At 68.8% G+C, this 21,128-nt stretch carries 20 protein-coding genes; 12 read left to right on the top strand and 8 right to left on the bottom strand.

Going from position 1 to position 21,128, the window contains the following annotated elements; all coding sequences use genetic code 11:
• A complete protein-coding gene (locus NN4_RS35505; RefSeq protein WP_147140408.1) occupies positions 1-1,614 on the bottom strand; it encodes a (2,3-dihydroxybenzoyl)adenylate synthase in 1,614 nt (537 codons plus the stop codon).
• A 131-nt stretch (positions 1,615-1,745) separates the two neighbouring features.
• Here NN4_RS35505 and NN4_RS35510 point away from each other — a divergent pair, with 131 nt between their 5' ends.
• Positions 1,746-5,267, top strand: coding sequence for a non-ribosomal peptide synthetase (locus NN4_RS35510; RefSeq protein ID WP_147140410.1), 3,522 nt, complete (start codon positions 1,746-1,748; stop codon positions 5,265-5,267).
• A 27-nt stretch (positions 5,268-5,294) separates the two neighbouring features.
• A complete protein-coding gene (locus NN4_RS35515) occupies positions 5,295-6,173 on the top strand; it encodes an oxidoreductase (protein ID WP_147140412.1) in 879 nt (292 codons plus the stop codon).
• Between the two features lie 12 nt (positions 6,174-6,185).
• Here the strand turns inward: NN4_RS35515 and NN4_RS35520 are convergent, their stop codons facing one another.
• Both NN4_RS35520 and NN4_RS45390 read right to left on the bottom strand, forming a co-directional pair.
• Positions 6,186-6,815, bottom strand: coding sequence for a disulfide bond formation protein B (locus tag NN4_RS35520; protein WP_147140414.1), 630 nt, complete (start codon positions 6,813-6,815; stop codon positions 6,186-6,188).
• Complete coding sequence (locus NN4_RS45390; protein WP_167768923.1) at positions 6,815-6,979, bottom strand: DUF5993 family protein; 165 nt, start codon at positions 6,977-6,979, stop codon at positions 6,815-6,817. The genes NN4_RS35520 and NN4_RS45390 overlap by 1 nt, the downstream gene beginning before the upstream one ends.
• Before the next feature lie 174 nt (positions 6,980-7,153).
• Between NN4_RS45390 and NN4_RS35525 the strand changes: the two genes are divergently transcribed.
• The 4 genes from NN4_RS35525 to NN4_RS35540 all read left to right on the top strand — a co-directional run bounded on the left by NN4_RS35525 (position 7,154) and on the right by NN4_RS35540 (position 10,577).
• Positions 7,154-7,624, top strand: a complete 471-nt coding sequence (locus tag NN4_RS35525; RefSeq protein WP_147140416.1) for a carboxymuconolactone decarboxylase family protein — start codon at positions 7,154-7,156, stop codon at positions 7,622-7,624.
• A gap of 305 nt (positions 7,625-7,929) precedes the next feature.
• Entirely contained in the window at positions 7,930-9,021 is a 1,092-nt protein-coding gene (locus tag NN4_RS35530; RefSeq protein WP_147140418.1) for a 3-deoxy-7-phosphoheptulonate synthase, read from the top strand.
• Between the two features lie 135 nt (positions 9,022-9,156).
• On the top strand, positions 9,157-9,801 hold the full coding sequence (locus NN4_RS35535) for a LysE family translocator (protein ID WP_147140420.1): 645 nt from the start codon (positions 9,157-9,159) through the stop codon (positions 9,799-9,801).
• A gap of 68 nt (positions 9,802-9,869) precedes the next feature.
• Positions 9,870-10,577, top strand: coding sequence for a trimeric intracellular cation channel family protein (locus tag NN4_RS35540; RefSeq protein ID WP_147140422.1), 708 nt, complete (start codon positions 9,870-9,872; stop codon positions 10,575-10,577).
• A gap of 30 nt (positions 10,578-10,607) precedes the next feature.
• On the opposite strand, the gene NN4_RS35545 is transcribed toward NN4_RS35540, so the two are convergent.
• From NN4_RS35545 to NN4_RS35555, 3 genes are all read right to left on the bottom strand, one after another.
• Positions 10,608-11,156 carry a dihydrofolate reductase family protein gene (locus NN4_RS35545; protein ID WP_147140424.1) on the bottom strand — a complete coding sequence of 183 codons (549 nt, stop codon included), beginning with the start codon at positions 11,154-11,156 and terminating at the stop codon, positions 10,608-10,610.
• Positions 11,157-11,223: 67 nt separating this feature from the next.
• Positions 11,224-12,393, bottom strand: a complete 1,170-nt coding sequence (locus NN4_RS35550) for a pyridoxal phosphate-dependent aminotransferase (RefSeq protein WP_147140426.1) — start codon at positions 12,391-12,393, stop codon at positions 11,224-11,226.
• Positions 12,394-12,628: 235 nt separating this feature from the next.
• A complete protein-coding gene (locus NN4_RS35555; protein WP_147140428.1) occupies positions 12,629-13,534 on the bottom strand; it encodes a sigma-70 family RNA polymerase sigma factor in 906 nt (301 codons plus the stop codon).
• 107 nt (positions 13,535-13,641) lie between these two features.
• Between NN4_RS35555 and NN4_RS35560 the strand changes: the two genes are divergently transcribed.
• From NN4_RS35560 to NN4_RS35580, 5 genes are all read left to right on the top strand, one after another.
• On the top strand, positions 13,642-14,244 hold the full coding sequence (locus NN4_RS35560) for a GNAT family N-acetyltransferase (protein WP_147140430.1): 603 nt from the start codon (positions 13,642-13,644) through the stop codon (positions 14,242-14,244).
• A gap of 104 nt (positions 14,245-14,348) precedes the next feature.
• The gene (locus tag NN4_RS35565; RefSeq protein WP_147140431.1) at positions 14,349-16,007 is read left to right on the top strand and encodes a DNA repair helicase XPB; all 1,659 of its coding nucleotides are present in this window, start codon (positions 14,349-14,351) and stop codon (positions 16,005-16,007) included.
• A gap of 41 nt (positions 16,008-16,048) precedes the next feature.
• On the top strand, positions 16,049-16,717 hold the full coding sequence (locus NN4_RS35570) for a DUF3239 domain-containing protein (protein ID WP_147140433.1): 669 nt from the start codon (positions 16,049-16,051) through the stop codon (positions 16,715-16,717).
• Positions 16,718-16,769: 52 nt separating this feature from the next.
• Entirely contained in the window at positions 16,770-17,408 is a 639-nt protein-coding gene (locus NN4_RS35575; RefSeq protein WP_107654033.1) for a LysE family translocator, read from the top strand.
• A 70-nt stretch (positions 17,409-17,478) separates the two neighbouring features.
• Entirely contained in the window at positions 17,479-18,882 is a 1,404-nt protein-coding gene (locus NN4_RS35580) for a M1 family metallopeptidase (RefSeq protein ID WP_147140435.1), read from the top strand.
• A gap of 41 nt (positions 18,883-18,923) precedes the next feature.
• Here the strand turns inward: NN4_RS35580 and NN4_RS35585 are convergent, their stop codons facing one another.
• Positions 18,924-19,745 (bottom strand): hypothetical protein, encoded by an 822-nt coding sequence (locus tag NN4_RS35585; RefSeq protein WP_147140437.1) that lies wholly within the window; start codon positions 19,743-19,745, stop codon positions 18,924-18,926.
• Positions 19,746-20,046: 301 nt separating this feature from the next.
• Between NN4_RS35585 and NN4_RS35590 the strand changes: the two genes are divergently transcribed.
• Entirely contained in the window at positions 20,047-20,577 is a 531-nt protein-coding gene (locus NN4_RS35590; RefSeq protein ID WP_167768924.1) for an LppU/SCO3897 family protein, read from the top strand.
• On the opposite strand, the gene NN4_RS35595 is transcribed toward NN4_RS35590, so the two are convergent.
• On the bottom strand, positions 20,578-21,128 hold a 551-nt coding region (locus tag NN4_RS35595; protein WP_443093894.1), incomplete at its 5' end, for a WYL domain-containing protein.

Genomic DNA, 21,128 nt, shown 5'->3' on the forward strand with positions numbered 1-21,128 from the left:
TCAGCTTTCGGCGGCGCGCAGTGCCTTCTTGTCGATCTTGCCGACTGCCGTGATCGGCAGCTGAGCCGAGCGGCGCAACACGTCGGGCAGCTTGTACGTCGCCAAGCCGCGCGCGGCGAGGAAGGTCTTGATCTCGGCCAGCGTCGGCATCTCGCCGTCGACCACCAGTACGGCGCAGACCTTTTCACCGAGGGCCGGATCGGGCAGCCCGACGGCGGCGGCATGCCGGACGGCCGGGTGGGTGAGCAGGTGCTCCTCGAGCTCGTCGCACGAGATGTTCTCGCCGCCGCGGTTGATGACATCTTTGATCCGGCCGGAGACCACCAGGTGGCCGCTGGGCAACCGGCGCACCAGGTCGCCGCTGCGGTAGTAACCGTCGGGGGTGAAGGCGCGGGCGTTGTGCTCGGGCGCGCGGTAGTAACCGCGAATGGTGTACGGGCCCTTGGTGAGCAGTTCACCCTCCGCGCCCGGTGTCACATCGTTGCCTGCCGCGTCGACGATCCGGATCTCGTCGGCGGGCGACAGCGGCCGCCCCTGTGTGGTGTGCAACAGCTCGTCGGCGTCATCGAGCCTGGTGAAGTTGAGTAGTCCCTCCGCCATGCCGAACACCTGCTGCAGGGTGGCACCGAGTGCGGGGGTCACCTCGCGGGCGTTGACCTCGGCGAGCCTGGCACCGCCGACCTGGAGCAGTCGTAGCGAGCTCAGGTCGGCCGCCTCCCATTCGATTGCGGCACACCACAGCTGAGCCAGCGGCGGCACCACGGCGGTCACCGTGACGCCGTAGCGTTCGATGGTCGCGAACGCGCTCTCCGGACTGGGATCGGTGACGAAGGCGACCGCGCCGCCGACGCTCACCGTGCCGAGGATGCCCGGGCAGGCCAACGGGAAGTTGTGCGCCGCGGGCAGAGCCGCGAGATAGACGTCGTCCTCGGTGAGCGCGCACACCTCGGCGCTTGCCGTGGCGTTGTAGGCGTAGTCGTCGTGCGTGCGCGCGATCAGCTTCGGCAGGCCCGTGGTGCCGCCGGAGACCAGCATCAACGCGATATCGCCCGGATCGATCTCCGGCAGCGAACCGCCCTCGCGCGGTACCGAATTCAGGTCCACGCCGAACCCGGTCTCGCCGAGCACCAGCACGTGCCGCAGCGAGGGCACCGACGCGCGCACGGCGGCGGCCAACTCCCGGTAGTCGAAATCGCCGAGCTGATCGACGACGATGTACGCGACGGCCTCGGAAAGCGCTGCCAGGTGCTCGATTTCGGCCCGCCGGTGCGCGGGCAGCGTGAGTACCGGAATGATGCCGGCGCGCAGCAAGCCGAACAGCACGGTCAGGAACTCCGGCATATTCGGCAGCTGCACCACCACCCGGTCGCCGGGTGCGATGCCCAGCGCCAGCAGCCCGTGCGCCATCCGGTCGGCCTCGGCGTCCAGCCAGGCATAACTGCGCGTGGCCTCGGCATCGAGCAGCGCGGGCCGATGCGGATGCCGCCGCGCCGTCTCCCGCAACAGGTCGCCCAGCGCGCGCCCGCGCCAGTACCCGGCCGCTCGATACGCCGCGCCCGCCGCCGTGGGGAAGGGCACATAACCATCGCGATGCGGGGTGGATGTCGAAGTCACGGTCTGCCTCACAGGTCGCTCACGCCGATCCCGGCGAATGTAGGTAAGGCAACCCTATCTCAATGCGATACGCTCGATCGAGCAGTCTCGATCCGCCGGACACGGCGGCGACCAAGGAGTGACAGCGCCAGATGGAGCCAGCACAGCGACCGGGGGACAGGGCGGAACGTAAGGACAGCGCAGCCAGGGGGCCGGTGATCGCACGCGCCGACATCCGCGCCGCCCTCGCCGAGCATCTCGGCGTGCCCGCCGAGGCGATCGACGACGACGCCGACCTCATCCAGCTCGGCCTGGACTCCATCCGCACCATGAAGCTGGCCGGTGGTTGGCGCAAACGCGGCGCCGAGATCAACTTCGCCCAGCTCGCCGCCGCACCGTCGGTCGCGCAATGGGCGCAGCTGCTCGGGGCCGACGAGGAGATTGCCGCGACACCCGAGGTCGCCGAAACGTCGGATGTCGTCGCGGCAGCCGACGACGAATTCGCCCCCTTCCCGCTGGCGACGATGCAGCATGCCTACTGGATCGGCCGCTCGGACGAGCAGGATCTCGGGGGTGTCGCCGCCCACCTGTACGTCGAATTCGACGGCACCGCAGTTGATCCCGTGCGGCTCGAGCGCGCCGTCGGTGATCTCGTTGCCGCGCATCCGATGCTGCGCACCAGGTTTCTGCCGGACGGCACGCAGCAGACCATGGCGGCGGCCGGGTGTCCGGTCTTCGCGGTGGTCGATCTGCGCGAACTCTCCGGCGACGCGGCAGAGGCGGAACTGGCTCGTCTGCGCGACACCAAAACACATCAGCGGCTAACGATCGAGGACGGCCAGGTGCTGGATGTGACGCTGAGCCTGCTCGCCGACGACCGGACCCGGCTGCACCTCGATGTCGACATGCTGGCCGGTGACGCGATGAGCTACCGGGTGCTGATCGCCGACCTCGCCGAGCTGTACCACGGCGCGATGTTGCCGCCGCAGGGCTACAGCTATCGGCGCTACCGCACCGAGCGCACTACGGACACCGCCGCGTGGGAGCGGGATCGGCAGTGGTGGCAGCAGCGGCTGCCCGAACTGCCGGGCGCGCCCGAGCTGCCGACGATTCCGGTCAGTGAACGCACCGACCCGCACCGCACCGTCCGCTACGACCATTGGCTCGCACCGGAGGCGAAGCAGCGCCTGCTCGCCGCCGCCCATGCCCGCGGCATCACCCCGGCGATGGCGTTGGCCGCGGTGTTCGCCGAGACCATCGGCGGCTGGTCGGCGCAGAGCCGGTTCCTGCTGAATGTGCCGCTGTTCCATCGGGAACCGGTGCATCCGGAGGTGGATCGCGTGATCGGCGATTTCACCTCGTCGATCATGCTCGAGGTGGACGTCAGCGCGGACGTGACGGTCACAGAGCGGGCCAAGGCCTTACAGCGCGCCATGCACGAAAGCGGCGCGCACACCGCGTATTCGGGCCTGGAGGTGTTGCGGGATCTAGGGCGTCAGCGCGGCGAGCCGGTGCTCGCGCCCATCGTCTACACCAGCGCACTGAACCTGGGCGAGTTGTTCGCCGAGTCGGTGACCGACACCTTCGGCGAGCCGGTCTGGATCATCTCGCAGGGCCCGCAGGTCTTGCTGGACGCCCAGGTCACCGAGGTACGCGGCGGACTCCTGCTCAACTGGGATGTACGGGAGTCGGCCTTTCCCGCGGGAATGATCGACGCCATGTTCGCCAGCTACACCGACGCCATCGGCAGGCTCGCGGGCTCGGCCGGTTGGGATGCCGAAGCCGCTGTGCGCCTGCCGGTCGCGCAGGCTTCGGTGCGCGCCGCAGTGAACGCGACGGACGGACCGGTCAGCGGGCGCGCACTGCACGAGGGTTTCTTCCAGCACGCCATCGCCACCCCCGATGCTCCCGCGGTGCTGTGGGGTGCCGACGGCGGCTGGACTTATCGCGAACTGGCCGCCCAGGCGCTCGCCGTGGCAGGAGCCTTGCGAGACAACGGAGTTCGGCAGGGTCAGACAGTCGCGGTACAGCTGCCCAAGGGGCCCGACCAGATTCTGGCCGTGCTCGGCGTGCTGGCCGCAGGCGCCTGCTACCTCCCGATCGGATTCGACCAGCCGGTCGGGCGGCGCGCGGAGATCCTGCGCACCGGCGACGTGGTCGCGGCGCTCACTGTCGACGGCGCGGATCTCGGCCGCACCGAGATCACCTGCTTGCCACTGTCCACGGCACGCAATCATCCGAACCCACTGCCCGAACCGGTGATTCCCGAGACGGACGCGATCGCCTACGTGCTGTTCACCTCCGGCTCCACCGGCGTGCCGAAGGGGGTCGACGTGCCGCACAGCGCCGCGATGAACACCATCGACGCGGTGAACAGCTGGTTCGAGGTGAGCGCGCACGATCGGGTACTCGGGCTCTCCGCCCTGGAATTCGATGCCTCGGTCTACGACATGTTCGGCATGTTCTCGGTGGGCGGCGCCGTGGTCGCATTGGATGCCGAGCAGCGCGCGGAAGCCACCATCTGGGTGGAACTGCTTCGGCACCATCGGGTTTCGATCCTCAACTGTGTGCCCAGCATGCTGGACATGATCCTGGACGTCGGCGGCGACCAGCTCGGCGATTCGCTGCGCGCGGTAACCCTGGGCGGCGACTGGGTCGGCGCCGACCTGGCCCGCAGGCTGGCCCGCCAGGTGCCCGGCTGCCGCTTCGCCGGCCTCGGCGGTGCCACCGAAACCGCCATCCACAACACCATTTGCGAGGTGACCGACCCGCCCGCGCACTGGACGACGGTGCCCTTCGGGGTGCCGCTGCGCAATGTGCGCTGCCGGGTCGTCAACGCGGCGGGTCGCGACTGCCCCGACTGGGTGCCCGGCGAATTCTGGGTCGGCGGTGCGAATGTCGCGGCGGGCTACCGCAACGACCCGGTGCGGACCGCCGAACGTTTCGTCCTGCACAACGACATCCGCTGGTACCGAACCGGCGACCTGGCCCGGTACTGGCCGGACGGCACCATCGAGTTCCTCGGCCGCGCCGACCATCAGGTGCAGATCCGCGGCTACCGGGTGGAACTCGGTGAGGTGGAGAGCGGACTGCGCAGCGCCCCCGGCGTCCGGCACGCGGTGGCCGCCGTGGTGGGCGGCGCGGCACCGAAGCTCGTCGCCGCCGTCGCCGGCGCGACCGGCGCCGTCGACGAGATCGTCGCGGCGGTCTCGGACCTGCTGCCCGGCTACATGATTCCGTCCAGGATCGAGCTCCTCGATCGAATGCCGTTGACCGACAACGGGAAACTGGATCGCCGCGCCGTGCTCGCCCTGCTCGAACCGGCAGGCGCCGAAGCGCGGGACGCCGCGCCGAGCGGTCCGCTGGAAGCGGCGCTGGCCGCGATCGTCGCGGAAGTACTCGGCCTGGACCGGATCGGCGTGCACGACGACTTCTTCGCGGCGGGCGGCGATTCGGTGCTGGCGACCACGGCTATCGCGCGGGTGCGCGAATGGCTCGATGTGGACCACGCGCTGGTGGCCGACCTGCTGATCGGCCGCACCGTCGCCGACCTTGCCCAGCGGCTCACGGCCAGGGAAACCGACCTCGGCACCCCCGACCGATTACACGGCGTCGCCGAGCTATATCTGGAGGTTGCCGCGTTGAGCGACGACGAGGTGCTTGCTCGGGCCTGACCCGGTAGCCGGTTTAGACTCGCCGGTATGAGCAGGTGGGATACCTCGTCGATGCCCGATCAGACCGGTCGCAGGTTCATCGTGACCGGCGCGAACAGCGGGCTGGGGGCGGCCACGGTCCGCGCGCTGGCCGGGGCCGGTGCGCAGGTGGTGCTCGCCTGCCGGAACGTGGACAAGGGGGAGCAGGTGGCCGCGCCGTTCGGCGACCGCGCGGTGGTGCGCAAGCTGGACCTCGCGGATCTGGCGTCGGTGCGGGAGTTCGCCGCGGCGGCGGAACCGGCCGATGTGCTGATCAACAACGCCGGCGTGATGGCGCTGCCGGAGCTGCGGACCGCCGACGGCTTCGAAATGCAGGTTGGCACAAACCATCTCGGGCACTTCGCGTTGACCGGGCTGCTGCTGGACAAGATCTCGGAGCGGATCGTCACCGTCGCCAGCGGCGCGCACACCATCGGCAAGATCGATCTGGACGACCTCAACTGGGAGCGGCGCAAATACCAGCGCTGGGCCGCGTACGGGCAGGCGAAGCTGGCCAACCTGATGTTCGCCTATGAGCTGCAGCGCAAGCTGACCGCGGCGGGTTCGTCGAAGATCTCCGTCGCCGCCCATCCCGGGTACGCCTCGACCGAGTTGCAGTCGCACACCGAGTCGATCCTGGACGCGGTGATGTGGCTCGGCAACCTGGTGCTCGCGCAGAACGCCGAAATGGGTGCGCTGCCAACGCTGTACGCCGCCACCACGGAGGTCGAACCGGGCGGTTACTACGGTCCGACCGGCCTGCGTGGTTTGCGTGGCTACCCCGGTGTCTCCGGTTCGTCCAGGGCGTCGCGGGACACCGATGTCGCCCGCGGACTGTGGGAACTGTCGGAGCAGCTGACCGGCGTCACCTACGACTTCGCGAAGTGAACGCCCGCCGCGTCAGCTGAGGATGTGCAGGTCGTAGAACAGCTGGTAGCGACTCGGATCGTCGGGCAGGAACCAGTGGAACCCCTCCAGCGCGAAGACCGCGACAAGGTTGATCGCCAGCACGACGCCGAGGAACCACAGCGCGATCAGTCCGATCAGTCGATGTGGGGTCGCCGGGATGGTCCGCGCCGCGGTGCCGTGGGAAAACGACAGCAGCGCACCGACGGTCGCGATCGCGGCGACGAAAAGGATCAGGGCCCAGACGTACAGGTGCAGACCCAGCACCGGCGCACCGTAGCCGGGGTCGCCGGGCAAGATGTGCAGCATGGTCTGCCGCCAGGACGTGAATCCGCCTGCGACACAGCCGACGATGGCCAGGCCCCAGCCCATCGCGTAGTCGCGGGCGGGGATCGCTCCGGTCATACCCTTGCGGACGATGAACGCAGCCCCCAGCGCGGCGAGCGCCATGAACATGCGCTGCACCATGCACAGTGGGCACGGATAGTCCCAGCTGCCGAACTGCACGCCGAGCCCGCCGCAGATCACGCCGGTCCAGCCCACCACGAAGATCACGGAGAGCCAGTACTGGAGTTGTCCTGCAACGGTTTCCGTCCTCCGGGCGGGCACGGCCTCGGTGGCCATCAGTAGTTCAACCCGAGGCCGAGTCCGCCGGTGATGTGATGCGCCATCAGCAGCAGCGTGGCGACCAGCAGTACCCACCAGGCGCCGAGCACCATCCGCCGGGAGCGCTGCCCGCACAGGATGACCAGGACCGCGAGCAGGCCGCCGAAGATGAGCGTATCCATAGCTGACGAACATTACTCCGGTCTGGGGACGTCGCTCGTGGACACGCCGCGCTCTGAGCTGCGACGATCGATCGAAATCGGGAGTGGCCCAAGTCACGTGCGCCGCCGAGTCACACTCCGCCGACCCGTGTCGTCCTCTCTGTACAGACGCAGGACAACGACGGAAGGCACCCCATGGAACCCCGCTTCAACCTCTACGCCAACACCATCGCCGCGAGCTTCGCCAAGCGACTCAACATGGCGTCCAAGGTCATCAACGACTCCGGCCTGCCCGCCGCCACCTACGAGCTGGTGAAGATCCGCGCCAGCCAGATCAACGGTTGCGGCTACTGCACCGACATGCACACCAAGGACGCCACACACGCCGGTGAAACCTCCGTGCGACTCAACCTGGTCGCCGCTTGGCACGAGTCCACTGTGTTCACCGAGGCCGAGCGGGCCGCGCTCGCGCTCACCGAGGAAGCCACCCGGATCGGCGACGGCCGCGCTGTCAGCGACGCGGTGTGGCAGGAGGTGCGCAAGCACTACGACGACGACCAGATCGCCGCGCTGATCGCCGCCATCGCGATGATCAACGCCTGGAACCGGATGAACGTGATCGCCCGCACCCCGGCCGGCGACTACGTGCCCGGTCAGTGGGGCTGAGCTGGTGCCACTGCCGCCGCGCGCCGAACGTCGGGCCGGTGCCCGACCCGACGTTCGGCGGGCAGCGCGATATGGGCGGTCGGCGGGCACTGTGCGATACGGCACGGTCCCCGCTCCCCTCGGTACCTGCCTGGTACAGTCCCTGACGTGCAGCGCGTGTATTTCTGGTTTAGCAAGCCGGCCCTGGGTGGGCAGGTCTGCGGCCTTCAGCTGCGCTGACAACATTCCACCCCGAGCCGGATTATGGACCGGCTCGACGGGGTTTCACGTCCGTGGGGTCGGCCGAAGAAAAGGAACCCACGACCATGACTACCGCTGCCGACATCGATGCGCGGCATTCTGATCTCGACGACCAACGCACCCTGAGCGTGAGCCCGCTGCGCTCGCCCGCCGAGGTACGCAATGTGCACCCGATCACCGACGGACTCGCGAACACGGTCCGCCGCGGCCGCGCCGCCACCGTGGATGTGCTCAACGGTGTGGACGACCGCCTGATGGTGATCGTCGGACCGTGCTCGGTGCACGACCCGGTCGCCGCCCTCGACTACGCGCGCCGCCTGGCCGCCAAGGCCGCCCAGCTGGACGACCGGCTGCATGTGGTGATGCGGGTGTACTTCGAGAAGCCGCGCACCACCCTGGGCTGGAAGGGGCTGATCAACGATCCGCACCTGGACGGCTCCTTCGACGTCAACACCGGCCTCGGTTTCGGTCGCAAGCTGCTCGCCGACATCAGTGCGCTCGGCCTGCCGGTGGCCTGTGAGTTCCTCGATCCGATCACCCCGCAGTACATCGCGGACCTGGTCTCCTACGGCGCGATCGGCGCCCGCACCGCGGCCAGCCAGGTGCACCGCCAGCTGAGCAGCGCGCTGTCCATGCCGGTCGGCATCAAGAACGGCACCGACGGCGACGTGCAGGTGGCGGTCGACGGTGTCCGCGCCGCCGCGGCCAGCCACGTGTTCCCCGGCACCGACCTGGACGGGCGCGCCGCGCTCATCCGCACCACCGGCAACCCCGACTGCCACGTCATCCTGCGCGGCGGCACCTCCGGCACCAACTACGACGCGGCGTCCGTCGCCGAGGCGTGCATGCTGCTGGAGAAGGCCGGGCTGCCGCAGCGACTGGTGGTCGACGCCAGCCACGGCAACAGCAACAAGGACCACAACAAGCAGGTCGACGTGGTCACCGATATCGCGGCCCGGCTGGCCGTCGGCGAACCCGGCGTGGTCGGCGTGATGCTGGAGAGCTTCCTCGTGGCAGGCCGGCAGGACCTGACCCTCGGCCACGCCGACGAGCTCACCTACGGCCAGTCGATCACCGACGCCTGCCTCGATTGGGACACCACCGCCCGCCAGCTCGACCGGCTCGCCGACGCGATCCAGCAGCGCCGTAACCTCTGACCGCCGTGCTGTTTTCAGCTTCCCGCCCGGAGATCGCGGCGGGAAGCTGACAGTCACAGCCCGCCGCCGATCACCGGGCCAGCAACCTCGAAGTGGACCGAGACGCGTCGGCATCGGTGGGTGACGATCGACTGTGTGATCGAAATGGCGGCGGTGTTCGGGGTAGCGGTGGTGGCGTTGGGGTTGGTGCTGACGCCGGGGCCGAACATGATGTATCTGGTTTCTCGGACGGTGTCGCAGGGGCGGCGCGCCGGGTTGGTGTCGCTGGGCGGTGTCGCGGCGGGGTTCGGGGTGTATCTGGTCGCGGCCGCGGTGGGGATCACTGCGGTGTTCGCGGTGGTGCCCGGATTGTATCTCGCGGTGAAGCTGGCCGGTGCGGCTTATCTGCTGTGGTTGGCCTGGCAGGCGTTGCGGCCGGGCGGGACTTCGGTATTCGCACCCTCGGCGTTGGCTCCGGATCCGGCGCGGCGGTTGTTCACGATGGGGTTCGTCACCAACCTGCTGAATCCGAAGATCGCGATCATGTACATGGCGCTGATCCCGCAGTTCGTGTCGCCCGATCAGGGGCAGGTCTGGTTACAGAGCCTGTGCCTCGGACTGGTGCAGATCGCGGTGGCGTTGACGGTGAACGGGCTGATCGTGCTCGGCGCGGGCAGCATCTCAACCTTCCTCACTGGCCGCCCGCTCTGGCTCCGCACCCAGCGGTACGTCATGGGCACCATGCTCGGCACCATCGCGGTCCTCGTCGCCACCGATCGCGCCCGTCCCGTTCCGGCCTGACGCTGCGTCTCGTCTCATCCGCGCCTGTCGGTGCGGTGTGTGTGGCGGGATATGACACGGTGAGCGGCATGGTGGATTTCGGTGCGGGGGTGTCGGCCGCTCACTTCGGGCTCTCGGTCGACGCGGTGCAGCATATCGGCGAGTTGTTCGGGGTTTTCGCGTTCGCGAGTTCGGGTGCGCTGCTGGCCGTGCGGCGCGATTTCGACATCTTCGGCATCCTGGTGCTCGCGTGCGCCACCGCGCTCGGCGGCGGCATCATCCGGGATCTGCTGATCGGCCGCACACCGCCCGCCGCGTTCGTCGACCTCAGCTATCTGTACACGGCGATGCTGGCCGCGGCGGTGATCTTCTTCTGGCATCCGTCGCGGCGGCTGACCCGCGGCCCGCTCGAGGTCGCCGACGCCTTCGGGCTCGGCTTGTTCTGCGTGACCGGGACGGTCATCGCCTACTCACGCGGCCTCGGCGCCCCCTCGGCGGCGCTGCTCGGCCTGGTCACCGCGATCGGCGGCGGCGTGATCCGGGATCTGCTCGGCGGGCAGACGCCGAATGTGCTTCGGCCGGACCAGATCTACGCGGTGCCCGCCCTGATCGGGGCCGCCGCCACCGCGACACTGCTGCACTTCGGCGTCTATCAGGCGTGGACCGGGGCGCTGGCCGCGCTCGGCGCCATCGCCTTCCGTTTGCTCGCGCTGCGCTTCGGATGGCATGCGCCGCAAGCCCGTCGGTATCCGCGCACCCGGCCACCAGCCGATCCGACGCTGCCGCACCCGTCCTGATCGGAATGCAGGACGGGTGCCGCACGACGGCTAGCGCGACAACCGGTAGCGCAGCTCCGCCCACTGCCCGTTGTGCGTAACCTCGACGAGTTTCATTCGCGCGGAAAGGATTCGGCGCGGCAGCACCGGCGCACCCGCGCCCAAGGTCACCGGCGCGATACCCGCGATGATCTCGTCGAGCAGCCCGGCGTCGGCGAACTGACCGGCCAGGTCGCCACCGCCGAGGACCCAGATATTCTGCTCGCCTGCGGCTTCCGCCATTTCCTTGTGCACCGACTCGACCGAGCCGGACACGAAACGCAGGTTGGCGCCCGGGATGGCAGGCAGTGTGCGATGGGTGAAGACCCAGCACGGGCGGTCGCCGTAGTTCTTCGCCCAGTTCTCCGGCGGGTCGTTGACCACGATCCACTCGTAGGTGGTCGCGCCCATGCACATCGCACCGACGTTGCCGAGAAACTCGGTGATGTTGTGCTCTGCGGCGCCGTCGGCGTCGTCGATTTGAAACAGCCAGTCGAGCGAGTTGTGCTCGTCGGCGATGTAGCCGTCGAGGCTGGTCGCGGTGAAGTATTGGGTTGCCATGCGTCATACCCTGTCAGCGAACCTCGACAGGGTGTGTCAGGTTTTCCGGCGGATCTCCGCGCGCGGTTCAGCCGGCCGTGCGGAGGCGGCGCACGCCTTCGTCGAGCGTCTCGTCGCGTTTGCAGAAGGTGAAGCGCACCAGATGACTCCATGCTGCGGCATCGTCGGCGAAAACACTGACCGGAACCGCGGCGACACCGAGCCGCTTGGGCAGCTCGCGGCAGAAGGCGAGACCGTCGGACGCGCCGAGGGCCGTGATGTCGCCGCACACGAAATAACCACCCGCACTGGACTTCACCCCGAACCCGGTGTCGGCGAGCGCCGCGGAGAGGCGAAGACGCCGGTCGGACAATGTGTCCCGCAGTCCGGCGACCCACTCCAGCTCGTGGTTCAGTGCGTGCGCGACCGCGGGCTGGAACGGCCCGCCCGCGACGAAGGTCATGAACTGCTTGGCGGCGAGCACACCGTCGATCAGCCCCGCCGGGCCACACGCCCACCCGGTCTTCCAGCCGGTGACGTTGAAAGTCTTTGCCGCACTGGACACCACGATGGTGCGCTCGGCCATGCCGGGCAGCGTGGCCAGGCTGATGTGCTCGACGCCGTCGTACACGAGATGTTCGTAGACCTCATCGGTGAGCACCAGAATGTCGTGCTCGCAGGCGATTTCGGCGATCGCCTGGAGATCGGCGCGGCCGAGCACGGTGCCGGTCGGGTTGTGCGGGGAGTTGACGATCAGCATCCGGGTCGCCGGGGTGATCGCGGCACGCAGGCTGTCCAGGTCGAGCACGAACCGATCACCGTCGGCGACCAGTCGTGCGGTGCGTCGTTGCGCGCCCGCCAAAGCGACTGCGGCGGCGTAGGAGTCGTAGTACGGCTCGATCAACACGACCTCCGACCCCGGCTCCACCAAGCCGAGCACGGCGGCGCTGATCGCCTCGGTCGCCCCGACGGTCACCAGCACCTGGGTGTCGGGATCGTACTGGGTGCCGTAGCGGCGGGCCCGGTCGTCGGCGATCGCCCGCCGCAGCACCGGCATCCCGCGCCCCGGCGGGTACTGGTTGAGACCGTCGGCGATGGCCTGCCTGGCGACCTCGAGCATGCCGGCGGGCCCGTCGGTGTCGGGAAAACCCTGGCCCAGGTTGACCGCGTCGTACCGGACGGCGAGCTCGGTCATCTCGGCGAAGATGGTGGCGGCGAACGGGCGCAGTCGAGCAACGGTGGCGGGTTGCGAAGGCATGTTCGGAGACTAGCCCAGCATTCGTGGTGTGAATCCGGCCACATCGGGGGTCGACGGATCCGTACCCGGTCTGCTACGGCGGGTCGGTCACGACCTGGTCGCGCGGCCGATCCCAGGCCATGGATCGCCGCCGGTTACCGGCCTGAGCGGCTCTGGTGCTGGTTCGGTGACTGCTCCCATCCCGGTCGACACCGTGATGGCGGGCCGCCGGGCCCGGCGCTGCGGAGCGGTGGGCTCAACCCAATCGAATGCCGGTGAGCTTGGCCGGGTTCGCGAGATCGTAAGTGCCCCAAACCAGTCCGTCGCACACCGTGAAGCCCATGACCCGAGCGGGATGCCCGTTCCCCGCGGCGACCACCAACCCCAGTTGTCCATTGACCGAAGCGAATTCGTAGTCGTACGCCGGTTCCACGTCGGTGCCGTCCAGTCCGTACTTGCGCACCAGCCCAAGGTAGAACCGCGCGATTCGATCCGCGCCGCGCAGGATGTTCACCGCAGTCGACGTGGTCCCGTCGGCGTCGCCGATCACCACCGAATCCGGGTGCAGCGCAGCGGTTACCGCGCCGACATCACCGGAACGCAGCGCCGTCAGGAACCGCTGCACCGCGACCTCGTGCTCGGCATCGGGCACCGGCGGCGGTGTCTGCGCCACGGCCTTGCGCGCCCGCACCGCGAGCTGCCTGGCCGCGTCGGGGGATACCTCGAGAATCTCGGCGATCTCGTCGAACGGCACCGAAAGCCCGTCGTGCAGCACGAAAGCCACCCGCTGCGGCGGGGTCAGGCTGTCCAGCACCACCATGGCCGCGAGGCGGTATTCCTGCTTGCGCACCACCGTCTCCAACGGGTCCGGCGTGCTCGACGGCGTGCGGCCGGTCACCACCGGCTCCGGCAGCCATTGCCCCACATAGCTTTCCCGGCGCACCGCGGCGCTGCGCAGCCGGTCCAGGCAGATGCGGCTCACCACCGTCGTGAGCCAGGCGCGGGGGTCGTCGATCTCGGATTGCCGGGCGCCGGCCAGGCGCAGCCAGCTCTCCTGCACCGCGTCTTCGGCGTCGCCGACGCTGCCCGTCAGCCGATACGCGACCGAGAGCAGATGCGCTCGATGTGATTCGAACAGTCCAGCAAGCAGAGCGGCAACCATCAGGGGGATTCTACGAGCTCCCCGCGGTGCGATTTACCGCGGCGCCGCCGACCGAACACGCGGTAAACCCGATGATCCCACCGGGCGATTCGTGACAACATGACTCGATGGACGCACAAGCGCTGTCGAACGGAACCGTCTGGCTCTCCATCCCCACCGAGGCGGACATCGACGTCATCACCGAGTGCTGTCAGGACCCGTCCATCGGCGAGTGGGTGACCATCCCGGTGCCCTATACCCGCGACAATGCCCAGACCTTCATCGATGACATCGTCCGCCCCGGCTGGGCGGGCCACAGCCCGACATGGGCGCTGCGCCTGTACGAGAGCGGCCCCGTCGTCGGCATGATCGGCCTCGGTGAACGCGACGAGTCGTCCGCCGAGATCGGCTACTGGCTGGCCCCAGGCGTGCGGTCCCGCGGCCTGATGACCCAGGCCGTGAACCTGGTCTGCGACTACGGCTTCCGCCCCGCAGGCCTGGCCTTGCAGCGCATCAGCTGGCGCGCCTTCGTCGGCAACTACGCCTCCGCCGCGGTCGCCCGGCGGGCCGGCTTCCACTACGAGGGCCTGTCCCGCCAAGGCAGCCTGCAGCGTGGCCGCCGCCGCGATCACTGGCTGGCCGCCCGCCTGCCCACCGACCCGCCGGGCCCCGCCCTCGACTGGCCGGCGGAGTTCCACCGCACCCTCGAACAGACCCCTCGACCGCACTGAGCCTGCCCGCGCCGAGTCCGCGATTGTCGTGGTCAGGGACCCGGCCGTGCCGGGCTGTCGGAGGTCTCAGGGAGAATGGTCCGGAATCGACGCGAGGAGGGGCTGTGACGGACGGTCCGCTGATTGTGCAGAGCGACAAGACGCTGCTGTTGGAGGTCGACCACGAGTTGGCCGACGCGGCGCGGCAGGCCATCGCGCCGTTCGCCGAGTTGGAGCGGGCGCCCGAGCATGTGCACACCTACCGGGTGACCCCGTTGGCGCTGTGGAACGCGCGGGCGGCGGGGCACGACGCCGAGCAGGTGGTGGACGCGCTGGTCAGCTTCTCCCGGTACGCGGTGCCGCAACCGTTGCTGGTGGACATCGTGGACACGATGGCGCGCTACGGGCGATTGCAGCTGGTCAAGCATCCGGCGCACGGGCTGGTGCTGGTCAGCCTGGATCGGGCGGTGCTGGAGGAGGTGCTGCGGCACAAGAAGCTGGCGCCGATGTTCGGGGCCCGCCTCGACGACGACACGGTGATCGTGCACGGCTCCGAGCGCGGCCGGATCAAGCAGATGCTGCTGAAGATCGGCTGGCCCGCCGAGGACCTGGCCGGGTACGTCGACGGCGAGGCGCACCCGATCGAACTGGACTACTCCGACGACAAGTGGCACCTGCGCGACTACCAGGAAATGGCCGCCGACTCGTTCTGGGCGGGCGGGTCCGGTGTGGTGGTGCTGCCGTGTGGCGCGGGCAAGACGATGGTCGGCGCCGCGGCGATGGCCAAGGCCAAGGCGACCACGCTCATCCTGGTCACCAACACCGTCGCGGGCAGGCAGTGGCGCCGCGAGCTGCTGGCGCGCACCTCGCTGACCGAGGAGGAGATCGGCGAATACTCCGGCGAGCGCAAGGAGATCCGCCCGGTCACCATCGCGACCTACCAGGTGATCACCCGCCGCACCAAGGGCGAGTACAAGCATCTCGAGCTGTTCGACAGCCGCGACTGGGGCCTGGTCATCTACGACGAGGTGCATCTGCTGCCCGCGCCGGTCTTCCGGATGACCGCCGACCTGCAGTCGCGCCGCCGCCTCGGCCTCACCGCGACGCTGGTCCGCGAGGACGGCCGCGAGGGCGACGTGTTCTCGCTGATCGGCCCGAAGCGCTACGACGCGCCGTGGAAGGACATCGAGGCGCAGGGCTGGATCGCCCCGGCCGAGTGCATCGAGGTGCGGGTGACGCTCACCGACGCCGAGCGGATGTCCTACGCGACCGCCGAGCCGGAGGAGCGCTACAAGCTGTGCTCCACCGCGCGCACGAAAATCCCCGTGGTGCAGTCCATCCTGGCCAAGCACGCCGACGCGCCGACCCTGGTGATCGGCGCCTACCTCGATCAGCTGGACGAGCTCGGCGCGGCGCTCAACGCGCCGGTGATCCAGGGCTCGACGAAAACCAAAGAGCGCGAAGAGCTCTTCGAGGCGTTCCGGCAGGGCGAGATCCCGGTGCTGGTGGTGAGCAAGGTGGCCAACTTCTCCATCGATCTGCCGGAAGCGTCGGTCGCGGTACAGGTTTCGGGCACCTTCGGCTCCCGGCAGGAGGAGGCCCAGCGCCTCGGCAGGCTGCTGCGGCCGAAACACGATGGCGGCCAAGCCCATTTCTACTCGGTGGTGGCCCGGGACACCCTCGATGCCGAATACGCCGCGCACCGCCAGCGTTTTCTGGCCGAACAGGGGTATGCCTACCGCATCATGGACGCCGACGACCTGCTCGGTCCGGCCATCGGATAAGCGGAGGCTTTTCCTCCGCAAACTGTGCTAGGAATAGGGACGTGCGACGCTTCGAATTTCCGGTGGACCGCAAGCATGCCCATGCGGTCAACGAAGTCTTCGCCGACCAGCGGCGACTACGGATCATGGCGCTGGCCGCCGCGGTCGTCGCTACGGCGTGCGCCGCGTATCTGATCTGGCTGGACCACCCGTGGGCCTATCTGCTGGCGGTCGCCTTCGTGCTCGGCGCGGTGGTGGCGCTGTGGGTGGCCTTCTGGACCGCGCGGCACGCCAGCATCGACAAGCTGTACACCGACGGTGAGCTCGTGCCCGCGGTGGTCTCGGAGACCTATCCGTCGAGCGTGGTGCTGCTCGCCCTGGTCGATGTGGCCAAGCCGGGCGCCGCCGACTCTCGCTACGCGCTGGTGATCCGCCGGGTCCGCGCGCTGCCCGGCCATGCGGCGGAGGCGGGGGAGCGGGTGCCCGCGGTCGCGGTGCGCACCGATCGCGCGCCGCGGCAGGTGGGTGAGCGCTGGCAGTCGGTCAGCGCCATGCCGATCGCCTGGGGCACCACCGACGCGGAGGTCATCGAACGCGCCCGCGCCGCGATCAGTGACATCGAATGGCGTTTGCTCACCGACAATCTCGCGCTCACCGACAAGGTGCGGCGCGCGCCCGCCAAGCGGCTGCTGCTGGATCCGGACCAGTTGCCGGGCGATCTCGGCTCCTGAGTCCGCCGGCGATCTACCCTTTTCGGGTTGCGCACCCGCTTAGACTCCGTAAATGGTTCCAATGTCCAACCTGCTGGCGTTTCTCGCGGCGGCGACCATCCTCATCATCGTCCCCGGACCCGGTGTGCTGTTCACCATCGGGCGAGCGCTCACGCTCGGCAGGCGCGCGGCGCTGCTCTCGGTGGCCGGGCACTGCATCGGTGTCTTCTTCGTGCTGCTGCTGGTCGCGGTGGGGCTCGGCACCTTGCTCATGGCCTCGTCGCTGGCGCTCACCGTGATCAAGTTCGCGGGCGCGCTGTACCTGATGTACCTGGGAGTCCAGGCGTTCCGTGAGCGCAAGTCGCTGCGTGCCGCGCTGGGTACCACGATCGAGTCCGTGCCGGATGCGAAGGTGCTGCGGCAGAGCATCATCGTCGGGCTGACCAACCCCAAGGCGATCGTGTTCTTCGCGGCGATCCTGCCGCATTTCGCCGAGCCCGCCGCCGGCTCGCTGCCGCTGCAGTTCCTGATCCTCGGCTCCGTCTTCCTGGCGGTGGCCGTGGTGTCCGACAGTGCCTGGGCCCTGCTCGCGGCCTCGGCCCGGACCTGGTTCGCCCGCTCGCCGCGCCGGCTCGAAGCGGTCGGTGGGGCAGGCGGAATGATGATCGTCGGCCTCGGCGCGTCGGTGGCGCTCAGCGGCAGCACGGACTGAACCGGCTACCATCCATCGGGGTCGGTACAGCCGTACCGAAAGGTGGGGGGCGAAAAGGGGTGGTTGTCGAATGAGGTTGTCCGGCTGGATAAGCGCCGCGGTCGTGGGCGCACTGGTCACCGCCGCGGTGCCCGCTGCCGCCGAACCGCCGCCCGACCCGATCACCGGGTCGTCCGGGCTCGGCGACCCGTACTACCCCGAGGACGGTAACGGCGGCTACGACGTCCGCCACTACGACGTCACCATCGACTACGACCCGCCGAGCCACCAGCTCACCGGGTCGGCCCGCATCGACGCCGTGTCGACCCAGGCGCTGCGCGCGTTCAACCTCGACTTCGCCGGGCCGGACGTGCGGGTGGTGTCGGTGAACAATCTCCCCGCCGCGTTCCACCGCAACGGCGCGCACGAACTCACCGTCACGCCCCTGCTGCCGCTGCTGCCCGGACTGCCTTTCACGGTGACCGTGGACTACGCCGGTCCCGCCGTGAACACCGAGGGCGAGGGCTGGACGTTCGCGCCGAGCGGCGGCGCCTTCGCGGCAGGCGAGCCGCATTCGGCCACCACCTGGTACCCGCTCAACGACACCCCGCTGGACAAGGCCACTTTCGCGCTGCACGCCACCGTTCCGGCGGAATGGGAGGTCGTCTCCAATGGCCTGCGCACCCAGGACGTGGTGCAGGGCGAGCGGCGGACCGTCAGCTGGGAGGCGCGCCAGCCGGTGCTCGGCTACCTGACCACCGTGGCGATCGACAAGTTCAGTTTCCTGGATCAGCAGCGCGCCGACGGCACCCCGCTGATCAGCGCCTTCGCCCCGGGGGCCGAACGCAACCGGGAGACCGAGCAGCGCCTGCCGGAGATCCTCGACTTCATCGAAAGCCTCTACGGCCCTTACCCGTTCGACTCGTCGGGCGGCATCTACGTCGACGCCGACATCATGTTCTCGCTGGAGACCCAGACCCGCCCGATCTACGCGCCGTGGACGGACCTGCCGACCGTGGTGCACGAGCTCGCGCACCAGTGGTGGGGCGATTCGGTGTCGGTGCGCCAGTGGTCCGATATCTGCCTGAACGAATGCTTCGCCAGTTACACCGCCGACTACCTGTGGCCGGAGCACAAGGAAGGCAAGAACGTCGACCAGCAGTACCGCGAGACCATTCAGAAGTTCCTGGGCAACAGTGAGTTCTGGCAGATATCGCTGGGAAATCCCGGTGCCGGAACGGAATTCACCTCCGTCTACTACCGCGGTCCGCTGTTCCTGCACGCGCTGCGCAAGCAGCTCGGTGACGACGTGTTCTTCGCGGCGGTGCGAGAGTTCAACGCGCGCCACGTGTATGGGAATGCGTCCATGCCCGAGTTCCGCACGTTCGTCCAGTCGAAGTCGCCTACGGACCTGACCGGGTTCTTCGACGCCTGGCTCGACCAGACGGCGCCGCCACCGGAGGAGTACCTCTTCCCCGGCGGACTGCGCGGCTGAGCCGGGAGCAAGGGGAACCCTCGGTCGGCCAGTGGATTTCGTTACTCGCCGTCGACGCGCTCCCGCGCCCGCTCGACCCACCGCTCCACCCGATCGAGCTGTCGCTGCGCCGAACGCAACTGGTCCTGGGCCGTGCGTTCGGTCGTGCGACAGAACTGCCGCTCCTGCTCCGCCCGGGCGAGCTCTTCCTTCAACTCGGTGATCCGAGCGTCGATGTCACCCAGTTGATCGGCAGCCCGCTCGACCTCCTCGTGCGCTGAATCCCTTGCCGCACGGGCGGATTCGAGGGCCTCCAGCGCGTCGTCCAGTTCCTGGCGGGGATTGTCCTCGGCCGGTTCCTCGGCGGCGGGCTCGGGTGCTTCGTCGTCGACCGCGACCAAGCCGGGACCGGCGGGGCCGAATCCCTCGTAGGTCGCCGCGGTCGCCAACGTTCCTGAATGCACCTGTTCGGCGACGTCCGGGTCGGCGAGCGCCGCGGTCAAGGTCTGGCCGATCTCGCGCAGCACGCCCTCGTTCACCGGGTGTCCGTGCTGCTCGGCCAGTGCTCCCGCCTTCTTCGCCAGCGCGTTGACCGCCTGCTGCCGCTGTCCGGTGAGGCTGCGCAGCTCGTCGCCGGAGAGTTTCCGCTGCGCCGAGCGCAGTGCCGCGCCCAGCTGTAGCAGCGCCTCGACGTCCGCGGGCGCCTCGCGGGCCAGCAGGTTCACCGTCCACGCGGTGACCGTGGGTCTACGCAATTTGCCGATGGCGGTCGCGAGCTCCTTGTCGCCCGCCTCCTTGGCCTGTTTGACCTGAGCCGTGCGGGCAGCGACGAACTCACTCGGAGCGAGTCCGTACAAGTCGCGGGCAACGTCGTCCAGCGTCATACTGGCCAAGCGTAACGACTCGGTCTGTCGAAGCGAAAGAACCCACGTATTGGACGAACGTCCACGTTACGGGTGATACGCGAAAGGCGTTGCTAGTGAACTTCTTTGGATTGCAAGTGCTCGGCAGTCTGCTCCCGAGGATCCTCGGGTACGCGTTGCTCGGCATGTCCTACATGTTTTAGGCCCGTCGCATCCCGTCCGCCGATATCACCCCAGGAGCTGATGCGGCCGTACTCGGCGTCCGGGTATCCTCACCGCGTTCGCGAGCGGCGTGAATGTGTTCGGTGAGAGAGGTTTTCAGGTGAAGTTTCCAGGAGCGAGGCTGCTGGCACGCGTGGTGCTTGCCCTCGTAGCGGTGGCGGCGGTGGTCGTCACGGTGGTCGGTTGTTCGGCGGCCAAGGATGCCAGCAAGTCCGACACGGCCAAGGCCAACGTCGGTGACTGCATCAATGTCACCAAGAGTTCGTCGACCGACGCCAAGACCGAGCCGGTGGACTGCTCGTCGGAGAAGGCGGTCTACAAGATCGCGCAGACCTTCGACAAGAAGACCGAGTGCCCGACGGACTACACCTCTTATGAGGAGACCCTCGCGGGCGGCACCACCGCGTTCCTGTGCCTGGCGCCCAACTTCAAGCAGGGCAGCTGCTACAACGAGAGCCCGGCCACCGGTTACAAGCACGTGGACTGCACGACCCCCGAGGCGAGCTTCAAGGTGGTGAAGCGGATCGACGGCGAAGCCGACGAGCTGCTGTGCGGGGCCGACGCGGACAGCTTCCGCCTGATCTCGGAGACCCCGAAGATCACCTTCTGCCTGGCCAAGCCCAAGGCCTGATCATTCGAGCAGGGCGACCGACGCGATCCGGTGCAGCGTGAAGTGCCGGACCGCGCCGGTCACCGGGTCGAGCGCGTCGAGCTGGCCGTTGCCGACCTTGAGCGGTTCCACCACACGCTGCGTCGCCACGCCGGAGGCGTCGACGTAGCCGATGTTCACCGACCGCCGCACCCGCGCCGCCAATTGCAGCAGCGCCAGGGTCGCCGCGGTATTGGTGCGGGTGCCGTCCATCCGCACCGACTGTCCGGAGCGGGCGCTGGTGGCGCGATCGGCCGCGCGCAGCTCGGTGACGAGTAGTTCCAGCTGTTCGGTGCTCGGCGGCGTCGGCCGCCACGGCGGCCTGGCATTGGGCCGCGCCGAGATCCGGGCGCCCCGCTGGCGCAGATCCACGATGATGCCGGAGGAATCCTCGCCCGCAGGCGCGAAACCGGCCGCGCGCAGCTGCTCGAGCACCTCGCCGAGCGGCGCTTGGGCGATCGCCACCGTCGGTGCGATGGCCCGCAGCGCCAGCGCCCCGGCCACCGGCGCGGCCAGCACCTGAGCCAGCAGCG

Origin of the sequence: Nocardia ninae NBRC 108245 (assembly GCF_007990755.1) — a bacterium.
Lineage (GTDB): Bacteria > Actinomycetota > Actinomycetes > Mycobacteriales > Mycobacteriaceae > Nocardia > Nocardia ninae.